Source organism: Heliomarina sp., from assembly GCF_052826185.1.
In genome coordinates, this window is sequence record NZ_JBRBUI010000054.1 from 61,084 (window position 1) to 74,879 (window position 13,796).

The window sequence follows — 13,796 nt, forward strand, 5'->3', positions numbered from 1 at the left end:
GGCAACGGGCCGCCGGTTATCGAGGGTCCTTGTTAAAGAGTAAATGTTTGGCAACGAAACGGGAATAGCATCCACCGCATCAGGTCGTGTCGTGCATAGCGGCTCAACTTCCTTGATAAATGCGCAGTATACCTTATGTTTCGGCCCTATGATGTCCTCATGGGGTACAGAGGGGGGCGTTGACTGGGAAGAAAGTCGTACATCTTGCACGAATTTTTACCCGACCATGCGGGGGTGGTCCCAATCGGAAACCAGACCTGTATGTAATAAGTGTGGTAAGGAGAATAAGGGATGGCTCACCCGGTTGATGTGCATGTTGGAATGCGCGTTCGTCACCGCCGCTGGCTGATCGGAATGACACAGCAGCAGCTGGCCGAAAAGGTCGGCATCAAGTTTCAGCAGATCCAGAAATACGAAACCGGCGCTAACCGCGTCAGCGCATCGCGTCTTTGGGACATCGCCGAGGCGCTGGACGTGCCGGTCGCGTTCTTCTTCGAAGGTATCGAGGATCAGGCCGATGCCCCGGTCGAGGGCAACGCGATGCCCGCCGATATCATGGGTGACAAGGAAGCGCTGGATCTGGTGCGTTCCTATTACGCTATCCCGGAAAATCAGCGGCGCCGCCTGTTCGATCTTGCCCGGGTTCTGAGCGACGTCGCCTAAGCCTCCGCTTGCATCTCGGACTAGCTGATGGCAGTGGAAGCTATGACTTCTGCTGCCCTCACCGATATGGATGTTGCGCACTTGCTGGCCGATGCGGCCGGCAAGGCCATTCTGCCGCATTTCAGGCAGGCCCACCTAAGCGCCGAAAACAAGCTGACCGAAGGGTTTGATCCGGTCACCATCGCCGACCGCGCCGCCGAAGAGGCGATGCGGGCGGTTCTGGCAGAACATCGCCCCGAGGACGCGATCCTTGGCGAGGAATACGGTCAGCAAGAGGGAACCAGCGGACGGCAATGGGTGCTTGACCCCATCGACGGCACGCGCGGTTTCATTTCCGGCACCCCGACATGGGGCGTGCTTATCGCGCTGGGCGATGAGAATGGTCCGTTTCTTGGCGTGATCGATCAGCCCTATACGGGCGAGCGTTTCTCCGGCGGGCAGGGCCATGCCGGAATGACCGGCCCCTTGGGGCCGCGTGACCTCTTCGTCAAGAAAACCGCGACGCTGGCCGAGGCCATTCTGTTCACCACATTCCCCGAAGTCGGCACCCCGGCCGAGGGCGATGCGTTCCGGCGGGTGGCCGAAAACGTGCGCCTGACCCGCTATGGCGTGGACTGCTACGCCTACGCCCTGCTGGCTGCCGGGCAGATCGACCTCGTGATCGAGGCCGGGCTGAACGCCTATGACATTCAGGCGCCGATCGCGGTGATCGAGGCGGCGGGCGGCATCGTCACCGACTGGCAGGGCGGACCGGCGCATCAGGGCGGACGCTGCCTTGCAGCGGCGAACCCGGCATTGCACCGTGCCGCGCTGGACCTTTTGCGAGACACGCCAACCGCCTGATCCCGCGCCCGGAGCTTTGCCTTGATCCGGCCGGACCGGCTGCGTATCAATGGCCAATGCGCGATCTCTTCGTCGTTTTCCGATCGTGCCGATGGATGTTTTCCATGAGACGGCATTATCTTTGGCACGGGGACGTCAATGCAGGAAATACTGATCAAGGATGCCGGTCTGCTACTGACGATGGACGGCGACCGGCGCGAACTGGCCGGGTCCGATATCCTGATCCTAGACGGCAAGATTACAGAGATCGGCAAAGATCTTATCACCAAAGGTAAGGTCATCCCGGCGCGCGGCTGTCTGGTCACGCCCGGTCTGGTCAATACCCATCACCACATGTTCCAGTCGCTGACCCGCGCGGTACCGGCGGCGCAGGATGCGCTGCTCTTTGACTGGCTCAAGGTGCTCTACCCGATCTGGGCACGGCTCGGCCCCGAGGAAATCCACGTCTCGACCCAGGTGGCGCTGGCGGAACTTGCGCTGTCGGGCTGTTCGCTAAGCTCGGATCACCTCTACATCATGCCCAACGGGGCGAGGCTGGACGATTCCATCGCCGCTGCCTCCGAGGTCGGTCTGCGCTTTCACCCCACACGCGGCTCGATGAGCATCGGGGAAAGCAAGGGCGGCCTGCCGCCCGACAGTCTGATCGAAGCCGAGCGCGACATTCTCGAGGATTGCATCCGCGTCGTCGATGCCTTTCACGACAGCGCCGAAGGGGCCATGTGCCGGGTGGGGCTTGCCCCCTGTTCGCCTTTTTCCGTAAGCCGCGAGCTGATGCGCGACACGGCCCTGCTGGCTGCGGACAAGCAGGTCATGCTGCACACACATCTGGCCGAAAACGATCAGGACATCGCCTATAGCGAGGCTCATTTTGGCTGCCGCCCGGGGCAATATGCCGAAGAACTCGGCTGGACCGGGCCGCATGTCTGGCACGCCCATTGCGTGAAACTCGACGCAGGCGAGGTCGATCTTTTCGCACGCTCGAAAACCGGGGTCGCCCATTGCCCCTGCTCCAACTGCCGCCTCGGTTCCGGCGTCGCGCCGATCCGGGCGATGCGCGATGCCGGTGTGCCGGTGGGGCTGGGCGTCGATGGGTCGGCCAGCAACGATACCGGCAATCTCGTCGCCGAAGCGCGGCAGGCAATGCTGTTGCAGCGGGTCACACGGGGGGCAGATGCGATGAGCGCACGGGAAACCCTGGAAATCGCCACGCGGGGCGGGGCGGATGTGCTGGGCCGCCCCGATTGCGGCCGGATCGAACCGGGCAAATGCGCCGATATCGCGATCTGGGACATCTCCGGCGTCGACACCGCCGGAAGCTGGGATCCGGCCGCGCTGCTGCTCGCCGGTCCAATGCGGGTGCGCGATCTGCTGGTCCAGGGTCGCGAGGTCGTGCGCCACAGTCAGCTCGTGACACTCGACCTGCCGCATCTCGTCGAACGCCAGAACCGGCTGACCCGGCAACTTATGGAGTCCGCATGATGATCCGCTTTCTCGTTTCGCTGCTGATGGCAGCAACACTCGCCACCGGTGCGGCACAGGCCGAGCCTGTCGCCAACGCGACACAGGCGCTGAACGACTTCCGCGCCAGCGAAGGCCTGCCATCCCTGACGCAATCCGACAGGCTGCAACAAGTGGCCGAACGCCACGCCCGCGATATGGCGGCAAACGGCTTTTTCTCTCACACCGGCTCGGACGGGTCCGACGTCGGTCAGCGCGCAATGGAAACCGGCTATGCCTATTGCACCATCGCCGAGAATATCGCGAAAGGGCAGCCCTCGCTCGATGAGGTCATGGCGGGATGGATCGGCTCCCCGTCTCACAGGCGCAACATGCTCCTCGACCGAGTCACGGAATTCGCACTCGCCCGGCAGACCGGCAATATCTGGGTCATGGTGTTGGGCCGACCGGGCTGCTGAAAGACCGATCCTTCCTTCTTTGGGTCAAAAAATATCCCCGCCGGAGGCTGTCGCCGCGCCAGCGGCGGCATTCAGACCACGCGCCCTCCGCCGATCCAGACATCACTGACGGCCCGGTCATCGCCCAGCATGATCAGCGCAAACAGCGTCTCCCACATGTCCCCGGCCCGGGCGGTGCGCTGTGCGAGCACAGGCGTCGCGCCATAATCCAGCACCACAAGATCCGCCTCCATGCCGGGGGCGATATTGCCGATCTTGTCGCCCAGATGAAGCGCGCGGGCCGAGCCGCAGGTTGCAAGCCACAGGAGCTCGGCCGCGTGCAGCGCGCGGCCCCGCAACTGGCCGATCTCATAGGCGGCGGCCATGGTGCGCAGCATTGAAAAGGACGATCCGCCGCCGGTATCCGTGGCCAGCGCCACCTGCTGCCCCGTCCGCATCATCCCGTCCATGTCAAAGAGACCCGAACCGATGAAGGTGTTCGAGGTCGGGCAATGGACCAGCGCAGCGCCGGTTTCCGCCAGCCGGTCGCGCTCGCGCGGCTCTAGGTGGATCGCGTGGCCGTAAAGCCCGCGCGCCCCAAGCAGGCCATGCGCCTCATAGGTATCAAGGTAATCGCGCGCCTGCGGATAAAGGCCAAGTACCCATTCGATCTCGTCCACCTGCTCGGAAAGATGGGTCTGCATCAGGCAGTCCGGGTGCTCGGCCCAGAGCGCGCCCAGCGCTTCGAGCTGTTCGACGCTCGAGGTCGGCGAAAACCGCGGTGTGATCGCATAGGACAGCCGGTCCACCCCATGCCAGCGGTTCAGCAGGGCGCGGCTGTCGTCATAGGCCGATTGCGCGGTGTCGCGCAGGCCTTCGGGGGCGGTGTCGCGATCCATGCAGGTCTTGCCGGCGACAATCCTCTGCCCGCGCTTCTGCGCCTCGGCAAAGATCGCATCGACGCTTTCGGGATGGATCGTGCAATAGGTCGCGACGGTCGTCGTGCCGTTGGCGGTTGTCAGGTCGAGGTAACGCGACGCGATCTCACGCGCATAGCCGGGATCGCCAAAGCGCATTTCCTCGGGAAAGGTATAGCTGTTCAACCAGTCGATCAGCCGTTTGCCCCAGCTCGCGATGATCGCGGTCTGCGGGTAATGCGCATGGGCATCGACGAAACCGGCCATGATGATCTTGTCGCCGTAGTTTTCCACGCGAGCTTGGGGCGCGGCGGCGCGCAGCTCGTCGAGTGTGCCAAGCGCAGTGATCTGGCCGCCACCAATGCCGACGGCCTCATAGAAGCGGGCGGCGTCGGCCGCGTTTTGCCCGAAGGGAGAGCCGGTAAAGGACAGCACCTGCCCGGTGAGAATGGTCTCTGTCTGCATGATCCTGCCCGCTTGATTTCCGGCCGAGGATAATCGGACGGGACGGCCGGGTAAATTGCGCTATTGTCATTGTTTCTAACCGACAGCTTCTTCTAAGTTGCGGTCAATCGAGGAAAGGGCGCCGATGGAAACCGAAGCTGACGTAGAGGAACTGGACCTGTTGGACGACGAGGAGGACAACCCCCTCAATCGAAAGACGGTGGCCGCGATTCTCTATGCGGTGGACATCGATGACCGCGAAAAGCTGATCGAGCTGATGGAGCCGCTGCACGCGGCCGACATCGCCGACCTTCTCGAACAGATCAATGCCTATGACCGGACCCGGCTGGTCCGGCTGTACGACCGGGAATTCGACGGGGAAATCCTGTCGGAACTCGACGAGTCGGTGCGCGAAGAGGTGATTTCGCTGCTCTCGCCGCAAGTGCTGGCCGAAGCCGTGCGCGAGCTGGACAGCGACGATGTTGTCGACCTTGTTGAGGATCTGGAGCAGGGGCAGCAGGATGCGATCCTTGGCGCGCTGCCCGACGCTGACCGGCTTGCGGTGCAGCAGGCGCTGAGCTACCCGGAGGAATCCGCTGGTCGTCTGATGCAGCGCGAAGTGGTGATGATGCCCGAGCACTGGAATGTCGGGCAGGCCATCGACCACATGCGCAGCAACGACAACCTGCCGGACCAGTTCTATCACATCATCCTTGTCGATCCGCGCCTGCATCCGGTGGGCAACGTGGCGCTGGGCCGGATCATGGCCGCGCGTCGGGAAATCGCGTTGGCCGACCTGAAAGAGGACATGTTCCGCGTGATTCCGATTGATCAGGACGAGGAAGACGTGGCCTATGCGTTCAACCAGTACCACCTGATCTCGGCCCCGGTGGTCGATCAGGAAGGTCGGCTGGTCGGGCAGATCACCATCGACGACGCGATGATCGTGATGGGAGAGGAACACGAGGAAGACCTGCTGCTGCTTGCCGGTGTCAGCGAAAGCTCTCTGACCGACCGGGTCGTGGACACGGTTAGGGGCCGCTTTCCTTGGCTGCTGGTCAACCTTGCCACGGCGATCCTTGCCTCGCTGGTCATTGCCCAGTTCGACGCAGTTATCGCGCAATTCGTGGCACTGGCGGTGCTGATGCCCATCGTGGCCTCGATGGGCGGCAATGCAGGAACGCAGTCGATGACGGTTGCGGTACGGGCGCTGGCCACGCGCGACCTGACCGGGTCGAACGTCTGGCGGGTGATCCGGCGCGAAGTGCTGGTGGGCGTGGTCAACGGTACGGCCTTTGCGCTGACCATGGGGATCATCGGGCTGATCTGGTTCGGGTCGGTCAGGCTTGCAATCGTGATCGCGGCGGCGATGGTCATCAACCTTGTCATGGCGGGGCTGGCAGGTACTGTCATTCCGATTGCGCTTGAGAAATTCAAGGTCGATCCGGCGCTTGCCTCGGGTACTTTTGTCACCACGGTGACGGATGTGGTTGGTTTCTTTGCCTTTCTCGGCTTTGCCTCGATCTACCTGCTATGACGCTGGACGAACAGAAAGCCGCGGCGCGGAAGGCCGCGTTCGAGCGGCGCCGCGTGGCCCATGCGGGCGCCTATGCCGCGTCGGGTTACCTGTCGGAAGTACTGGCCGGATATCGTGGCGTACCGCTCGCGGGCTATATGCCCATGCGTACAGAGATCAACCCGCTGCCCGCGATGGCCGAAGCAGCCGCCCACGGGCCGGTTGGTGTGCCCGTGATCATGGGCGCGGGGCAAGCGTTGCGGTTTTCCCTGTGGGAGCCGGACGGCGAGATGAAAGATGGCCCGTTCGGCGCGCAGATTCCGGTGGTCGAGGCATGGATGGAACCAGAAATCCTCATCGTGCCACTGGTCGCCTTTGACCGGCAGGGCGGGCGGCTGGGTTATGGCGGCGGGTTTTATGACCGGACGCTCGAGGGCTTGCGGGCGAAGGGACCGGTTCTGGCCATCGGCTTTGCCTATGGCGCGCAGGAAACCGAAACGCTGCCGCTTGAGCCGACCGATCAGCCGCTTGACATGATCGTGACGGAAAGCGGTGTTTTGCAGCTCTCGGGGCGCTAGCGACGCGTGGTCGTGGCAAAAGGGCCTTGTCCTTGTTCAAACCGCCACTTACCAACCTCTTCATGAGACTTCTTTTTCTAGGCGATGTGATGGGCCGCGCCGGGCGCAAGGCCATCCAGGAAAACCTGCCCCGTCTGCGCGAGGAATGGCGCGCCGACTTCGTGGTGGTAAACGGTGAAAACTCCAGCAACGGCATGGGGTTGAGCGGCGATCATGCCAAGCTTTTGCTCGACTCGGGGGCGGATTGCCTGACGCTGGGCGATCATGCCTTTGACCAGCGCGACATGATGCAGTTCATCGAGACCGAGCCGCGCATCATCCGCCCGATCAATTTCGCCAAGAGCGCGCCGGGCAAGGGATACCGGCTGTTCACCACGAGATCCGGCAAAAAGGTGCTGGTGGTGCAGGTGCTTGGGCAGGTGTTCATGAAGCGCGCCTTTGACGATCCGTTTTCCGCCATCGAGCCGGTGCTGAAGGCGCATCCGCTGGGCGGGCAGGCGGCGGCGGTGCTGGTGGACATGCATTGCGAAGCGACCTCGGAAAAGATGGCGATGGGCCATTACTGCGACGGCCGCGCCAGCCTCGTCGTCGGCACCCATACCCATGTGCCGACGGCGGATACGCAGATTTTGCCCGGCGGCACTGGCTTTCAAAGCGATGCGGGCATGTGCGGCGATTACAATTCGGTCATCGGCATGGACAAGGCCGAGCCGATGCGCCGCTTTATCACCGGGATGCCCAAGGGACGGTTCAGCCCGGCCGAGGGCGAAGCGACCCTGTCGGGTGTCTTTGTCGAAACCGATGACAAGACCGGCAAAGCCGAGCGGATCTCGATGATCCGGGTGGGCGGAAGGCTGCAAGAAGCCACCCCATGAGCCTGCCCGCCACGCCCGACATGCCCCGCCGCGAGCTGCTGTTCTTTACCGGCATGCTGGTGCTGATCGGCGCGGGCTGGGGGCTGACCCAGCCGCTGGGCAAGATCGCGGTCAGCACCGGACACAGGCATTTCGGGCTGATCTTCTGGCAGCTGGTGATCGGCACGGTGGCCTTTGGAGCCGTATCGCTGGCGCAGCGCCGTCGCCTGCCGTTCAACCGCGATACTTTGCGGGTCTATCTGGTCGTGGCGCTGGCAGGCACGATCATTCCGAACTCTGCCTCTTATCAGGCGATTGCGCATCTGCCATCGGGAGTTCTGTCGATCTTGCTGTCGCTGGTGCCGATGCTGGCCTTTCCGATGGCGCTTGCGCTGGGGCTTGAAAAATTCGCGGCTCGCCGCCTGCTGGGGTTGCTGGCAGGGCTGGCCGGTGTGTTGCTTTTGATCCTGCCGGATGCGTCCTTGCCCGATGCGGCGATGCTGGCCTGGGTCCCGCTGGGGCTGGTTGCGCCGCTGTTCTACGCTTTTGAGGGCAACTTTGTCGCACGCTGGGGCACTGCCGGCCTTGACTCGATCCGCGTGCTGTTCGGCGCATCGCTCGTCGGCGCGATCATGGCGCTGCCGCTGGCCCTTGCGACGGGGCAGTTCATCTCGCCGCTGCGCCCCTTTGGGGCGCCGGAATGGGCGCTGATTGGCTCGGCGCTGATTCACGTTGTTGTCTACGCGGGCTATGTCTGGCTCGTGGGCCGGGCGGGCGCGGTTTTTGCCGTGCAGGTCAGCTATGTGGTGACGGGGTTCGGCGTTTTCTGGGCGATGCAGATCCTTGGCGAGACCTATTCGCCCTATATCTGGGCGGCGCTTGGTATCGTGCTGGCCGGTGTGATGCTGGTTCAGCCGCGCAGGAACGAAGCTGTTGCCGAACAGGCCTCAATCGGCGAAAATACGCATTAACCGGCGTCTGTTTTCTGGTGCCAGAAAGAATTTTGTAAATGCAGTTACTCGCCCTCTCGGAAACCGGCAGCGCGGTTCTTTCGCTGATCATCGTAGGGGGCATGTTTGCGCTCTTCCTGCGCGAGACCTTCCCCACAGAAGTCGTGGCAATTGCCGGGGTCGCCCTGATGCTGGTGACCGGGGTGTTGCCCTATGATGCAGCGCTGCCCGTACTGTCGAACCCGGCGCCCTGGACGATTGCGGCCATGTTTATCATCATGGGCGCGCTGGTGCGGACCGGCGCGCTCGATGTTCTGACACGGGCGGCTGAACGCTATGGCCGCACCCATCCCAAACTGGCGATAACGGGCGTGATCGCGATGGTGATGGCAGGATCGGCCGTGATGAACAACACACCGGTCGTGGTGGTCATGATCCCGGTTTTCGTGCAGCTGTCCCAGACACTGGGTACCAAGGCTTCCAAGCTGCTGATCCCGCTTAGCTACGCGGCGATCATGGGCGGGTCGCTGACCCTGATCGGGACCTCGACGAACCTGCTGGTCGACGGCGTTGCCCGGGCGCAGGGGCTGGAACCCTTTGGTATCCTTGAAATTATGCCGATTGGCCTTGTGGTCTGTGCCTGGGGTCTGCTCTACATGATCGTCCTTGGCCCGCGCCTGCTGCCGGATCGCGACAGCATGGCGAACATGCTCTCGGACCGGTCCAAGATGAAATTCTTCACCGAAGCTGTGATCCCGCCCGACTCCAACCTGATCGGCCGCGAAGTGACGGGCGTCCAACTCTTCAAACGCGAAGGCGTGCGGCTGATCGACGTGATCCGGGGAGATGTTTCGCTGCGTCGCAACCTCAAGGGCGTGGAACTGCGAGTCGGCGACCGGGTGGTCCTGCGGACCCAAATGACCGAGCTTTTGAGCCTGCAGAACAACAAGGAATTGAAGCGCGTCGATCAAGTTTCGGCGGTCGAGACCAGCACCGTCGAAGTGCTGATCACGCCGGAATGCAAGATGGTCGGCCGCGCGCTGGGCGGGCTGCGGCTGCGGCGGCGCTATGGTGTCTATGTGCTGGCGGTGCATCGCAGGAACCAGAACATCGGACGTCAGCTTGACGATCTCGTGGTGCGGGTTGGCGATACGCTGCTGCTCGAAGGCGCACCGGCCGACATTCAGCGCCTCGCAAGCGAAATGGAAATGGTCGACGTGTCACAGCCTTCGGCCCGCGCCTATCGCCGGGGTCATGCGCCGATTGCGGTCGCCGCGCTGGCCGGCATCGTTGTCCTTGCCGCATTGAACGTCGCGCCAATTCTTCTTCTTGCGGTTCTCGCTGTCGCTTTGGTTCTGGTGACCGGCTGCATCGACGCGGACGAGGCATTTTCCTTTGTCGACGGTCGCCTCCTCGCGCTCATCTTCGGGATGCTGGCTGTCGGGGCGGGACTTGATAACACCGGCGCGATCGCTCTCGTCGTCGACGGGGTGGTGCCGGGGCTGCAGAGCCTGCCGCCCTCGCTTGTCGTTTTCGTGGTATTCCTGATGACCACGACGCTGACCGAGATCGTTTCCAACAACGCAGTGGCTGTCATCATGACACCGCTTGCCATTGGTCTCGCAGCGGCTTTGGGGCTCGATCCGCGGCCGCTCGTGGTGGCCGTGATGATTGCTGCGTCCTGCGCCTTTGCGACGCCGATCGGGTATCAGACCAACACGCTCGTCTACGGGCCGGGGGGGTATCGTTTCTCTGACTTCATGCGGATCGGGGTTCCGCTGAACCTGAGCATGTCTGTGTTGGTTTCTCTTGTCATTCCCTTCATCTGGCCCCTCTAGACTGAACCGAGGTGACGTAACGGGCCTCCGCGCCGTCCGACAAGGCGGGAGCCTCCGGCGGGGATATTTTTTGACCCAAAGAAGCAAGGAAAATTTAGGGGGTGTCCGCAAACCGTGTTGGTCCGCTATGCGGGACTTTGCTGCCAATTAGATGAGTCCAAGAGGTACCCACTCCATGAAGGCCAGCCCCCATCCAAGTAAGAGAACCAACAAAACCAAACAGAGCTTCACAACCCTATGTTTCTTGAGACGTTTTTGTATCCATTCGATAAGGGAATCCAATACGATTTCCATAGCTCTCGGCACCCTTCTGGTTCCCAGCACGGCATACAGCAAACTCAAAGAGTCTGTCCAATAAAGCAACTTGGGCTCGAAACAGACCTCTGTGCGACACCTCGTCTACGATGCACGGACAATCTCCGCCGGGCGCATACTTGCCAGCCGCACCTCCAGCCAGCGGATGTAGCCGCTGAGGTTCTTCGTGGCTGGTCCGCAGAAGGGCTTGATGAACCTTTTGTAGCTGGCGTGGAGCGAGTTCACGTTCTGAATGTGATAGCAGTCTGAGGCCACTCTCGTGCCTGGCTTGCTGCCCACCACGAAGTGCTCGAGACCGCCTGCTGCCGCGACGTTCTTGTAGCCGTTGGCGCCGTCGGAACAGAGGACGGCATCGCTCGGAACCAGCGGCTTCATGGCGCGCTCGAGCGTCACGCTCTTGCGGTTCGGCAATCGTCGGAAGAGGCGCGCGCCGCCGCGGTCAGCGACGGTGAGTATGGGGAGCTGCCACTTCGAGAGGCCTCGCATCATCTTCAGCCCCTTCGTGGTGAAGTCCTCCCACCTGGGGCGGGGCGGCGGTGCAACCTTCTTCGGATCTGCGAAGTGCCGGACCCATTCGCGAGAACCCTTGCGCGATTCCCGCTGGAAGGTCTCATCTGCCTCCACGATCCCGGAGAAGCTCACGGCCGAGCTGCTGCCGATGATGGAAAACACCAGCATCCGCCAGCGCCAGACCGTGTATTTGTTGAGTCCCAGCTGCCGCGCGAGCTTGCGCACCGACTGCGGTGCGGCAGTGCCGAGCATATCCCGCAGCGCGACCAAGAACAGGTCCGGACGATGGAGCCGGCCGATGGCGCTGCCCGTCCTGCCCGAATAGGTCTTCTGGCAGCCGGTGCAGCGGTAGCGCTGGACCTTGGTCCGGGTGCGGCCCCACTTCTGTCGGCGCTCGTCGCCACAGTAGGGGCACTTGTGATCTTGGATTGCCCGTGCTTCGATCTCCGAGATCGCCTCGGTCTTCCGTCGGAGATCCCTGATCTTCGACTGGGCGTCCTCGATCTGGGCCGGGTTCAGGCGGTCGAGGGCATCGAGAAACCGGCGAAAGTCGTGGTGCAGCATGGGTATCCTCCGCGTAAAAAGCCGAGTGATATAGGCCCTTCTGCGAAATCACGAAGCGCACCAACACGGTTTGCGGACACCCCCAAAATTTATCCTCTTCTTTGGGTTTCAAATATCCCGGGGGCTGGCGAAATCCCTGATTTCGACAGGTGGGGGGCAGAGCCCCCGCTTTGCCGGAGGCAATTGTTTCCGATTACGCAATATGGTCGGATCTGCCTGCGTTGCGACCCGAGAAGATGCAGCCGCCGAGGAACGTGCCTTCAAGAGCGTTGTAGCCGTGGTAGCCGCCGCCGCCAAAACCGGCGACCTCTCCGGCTGCGAAGAGACCGGGGACCGGATTGCCGATTGAATCGAGCATGCGGCTTTCGAGGTCTGTCTGCAGTCCGCCGAGTGTTTTGCGGGTCAGGATGTTGAGTCTGACGGCGATAAGGGGGCCGTTTTGAGGGTCGAGGAAGTGGTGAGGCGGGGCTGTCCGGATCAGTTTGTCTCCTCGGTACTGACGGGCATTGCGGATCGCCATGACCTGCGCGTCCTTGCAGAAAGCGTTGTCGATCTGGGAGTCTCGTGCTTCGATCTGTGTTCTGACCCTTTCGGAATCCAGCCGGTTGCCGCCGGCGAGATCGTTCATGCCCTGAATGAGTTCCTCCAGCGTTTTGGCCACGACGAAATCCTCGCCTTTGGATTTGAAGGCTTCGACCGGGGCGGGGGCGCCTTTGCCGGAGAGGAGCCTTGCCTTGATCACCTCGCGCCAGCTTTTGGAAGTCAGGTCGGGGTTCTGCTCCGACCCGGAAAGCGCGAATTCCTTTTCGATGACTTTCTGGGTCAGGATGAACCAGCTGTAGTCGTACCCGGTGGCAAGGATGGCGCGCAGCGTGGCAAGGCTGTCGAAACCCGGCAGTGCGGGTGGGTCGAAACGGTTGCCTTTTGCATCGAACCACATGGAGGAAGGTCCCGGCAGGATACGAATGCCGTGGGCGGGCCAGATCGGATCCCAGTTCTTCACGCCTTCGGTATAGTGCCACATGCGGTCGTTGTTGATGACATGACCGCCGGCCTTTTCGCTGATCGCGATCATGCGGCCGTCCACATGGGCGGGCACTCCGGCGATCATGTGCTTGGGGGCGGGGCCGAGCCGCTGTTCCGACCAGGCCTTGCGGACCAGGTCGAAATTGCCGCCGATACCGCCCGAGGTGACGATGACCGACGCGGCGTTAAGGGCGAAATCATCGGCGATCACGCGGTTGCTGCTTTGGCCGCGGGGCATGTCATCCGGGTCGAGAACCACCCCGGCCACGCCGCGGGCGGCGCCGTTCTGCATGAAAATCCGGTCGACCCGGTGGCGGAATTTCAGGGTGACGCGTCCGGCTTTTTCATGTTCTCGCACGCGGGCCAGGAACGGGTCCAGCGTGCCCGGTCCGGTGCCCCATGTGAGGTGGAACCGGGGCACGGAATTGCCGTGACCATCTGCAAAGCTGCCGCCGCGTTCGGCCCATCCGACGACGGGGAACCAGCGCATGCCCATCGCATGCAGCCAGGGGCGCATCTCTCCGGCGGCGAAATCCACGTAGGCCTCGGCCCATCTGCGGGGCCAGCGATCTTCTTTGCGGTCAAAACCTGCCGACCCCATCCAGTCGTTCAGCGCGAGGGCATGGCTGTCGCGGATGCCCATGCGGCGCTGTTCCGGGGTGTCGACCATGAAGAGCCCGCCCAGCGACCAGAAGGCCTGTCCGCCGAGCGATTGGGGTGGTTCCTGATCCAGCAGGATGACCTTTTTGCCCCGATCACCAAGTTCCGCCGCCGCGACCAGCCCTGCCAGACCCGCGCCGACGATGATCACGTCTGCCGATTCAACCATATCGTATCTCTCTCCCCGTTCGTGACAGCCTATGCCGGTGAACGGGCGCGGGGC

General features: G+C 62.6%; 12 protein-coding genes. 9 read left to right on the forward strand and 3 right to left on the reverse strand.

Annotation, left to right across the window (positions count from 1 at the left end; translation table 11 throughout):
- Positions 1 to 291: 291 nt before the first annotated feature.
- From ACU0FH_RS18500 to ACU0FH_RS18515, 4 genes are all read left to right on the forward strand, one after another.
- Positions 292 to 663 (forward strand): helix-turn-helix domain-containing protein, encoded by a 372-nt coding sequence (locus ACU0FH_RS18500; RefSeq protein ID WP_088633902.1) that lies wholly within the window; start codon positions 292 to 294, stop codon positions 661 to 663.
- 27 nt (positions 664 to 690) lie between these two features.
- Positions 691 to 1,506, forward strand: coding sequence for a histidinol-phosphatase (gene hisN, locus ACU0FH_RS18505; RefSeq protein WP_446196218.1), 816 nt, complete (start codon positions 691 to 693; stop codon positions 1,504 to 1,506).
- 138 nt (positions 1,507 to 1,644) lie between these two features.
- Positions 1,645 to 2,985: an 8-oxoguanine deaminase gene (locus tag ACU0FH_RS18510; protein ID WP_446196220.1), complete on the forward strand. Its 1,341-nt coding sequence runs from the start codon at positions 1,645 to 1,647 to the stop codon at positions 2,983 to 2,985.
- On the forward strand, positions 2,982 to 3,422 hold the full coding sequence (locus ACU0FH_RS18515) for a CAP domain-containing protein (protein WP_446196222.1): 441 nt from the start codon (positions 2,982 to 2,984) through the stop codon (positions 3,420 to 3,422). Before ACU0FH_RS18510 ends, ACU0FH_RS18515 begins: the two co-directional genes overlap by 4 nt.
- 71 nt (positions 3,423 to 3,493) lie before the next feature.
- Here the strand turns inward: ACU0FH_RS18515 and guaD are convergent, their stop codons facing one another.
- Positions 3,494 to 4,783, reverse strand: a complete 1,290-nt coding sequence (gene guaD / locus ACU0FH_RS18520; protein ID WP_446196223.1) for a guanine deaminase — start codon at positions 4,781 to 4,783, stop codon at positions 3,494 to 3,496.
- Between the two features lie 124 nt (positions 4,784 to 4,907).
- Between guaD and mgtE the strand changes: the two genes are divergently transcribed.
- From mgtE to ACU0FH_RS18545, 5 genes are all read left to right on the forward strand, one after another.
- Positions 4,908 to 6,299, forward strand: coding sequence for a magnesium transporter (gene mgtE / locus ACU0FH_RS18525; RefSeq protein ID WP_446196225.1), 1,392 nt, complete (start codon positions 4,908 to 4,910; stop codon positions 6,297 to 6,299).
- Positions 6,296 to 6,856 (forward strand): 5-formyltetrahydrofolate cyclo-ligase, encoded by a 561-nt coding sequence (locus ACU0FH_RS18530; RefSeq protein WP_446196227.1) that lies wholly within the window; start codon positions 6,296 to 6,298, stop codon positions 6,854 to 6,856. Before mgtE ends, ACU0FH_RS18530 begins: the two co-directional genes overlap by 4 nt.
- A gap of 62 nt (positions 6,857 to 6,918) precedes the next feature.
- Positions 6,919 to 7,731, forward strand: coding sequence for a TIGR00282 family metallophosphoesterase (locus tag ACU0FH_RS18535; protein ID WP_088633953.1), 813 nt, complete (start codon positions 6,919 to 6,921; stop codon positions 7,729 to 7,731).
- Entirely contained in the window at positions 7,728 to 8,681 is a 954-nt protein-coding gene (locus ACU0FH_RS18540) for a DMT family transporter (RefSeq protein ID WP_446196229.1), read from the forward strand. The genes ACU0FH_RS18535 and ACU0FH_RS18540 overlap by 4 nt, the downstream gene beginning before the upstream one ends.
- A 38-nt stretch (positions 8,682 to 8,719) precedes the next feature.
- Positions 8,720 to 10,498: an SLC13 family permease gene (locus ACU0FH_RS18545; protein WP_446196230.1), complete on the forward strand. Its 1,779-nt coding sequence runs from the start codon at positions 8,720 to 8,722 to the stop codon at positions 10,496 to 10,498.
- 399 nt (positions 10,499 to 10,897) lie between these two features.
- Here ACU0FH_RS18545 and ACU0FH_RS18550 read toward each other — a convergent pair whose 3' ends face one another.
- Together ACU0FH_RS18550 and ACU0FH_RS18555 are read right to left on the reverse strand one after the other, a co-directional pair.
- On the reverse strand, positions 10,898 to 11,887 hold the full coding sequence (locus ACU0FH_RS18550) for an IS1595 family transposase (RefSeq protein WP_446196231.1): 990 nt from the start codon (positions 11,885 to 11,887) through the stop codon (positions 10,898 to 10,900).
- A gap of 193 nt (positions 11,888 to 12,080) precedes the next feature.
- Entirely contained in the window at positions 12,081 to 13,742 is a 1,662-nt protein-coding gene (locus ACU0FH_RS18555) for an FAD-binding dehydrogenase (RefSeq protein ID WP_446196233.1), read from the reverse strand.
- Positions 13,743 to 13,796 lie beyond the last annotated feature (54 nt).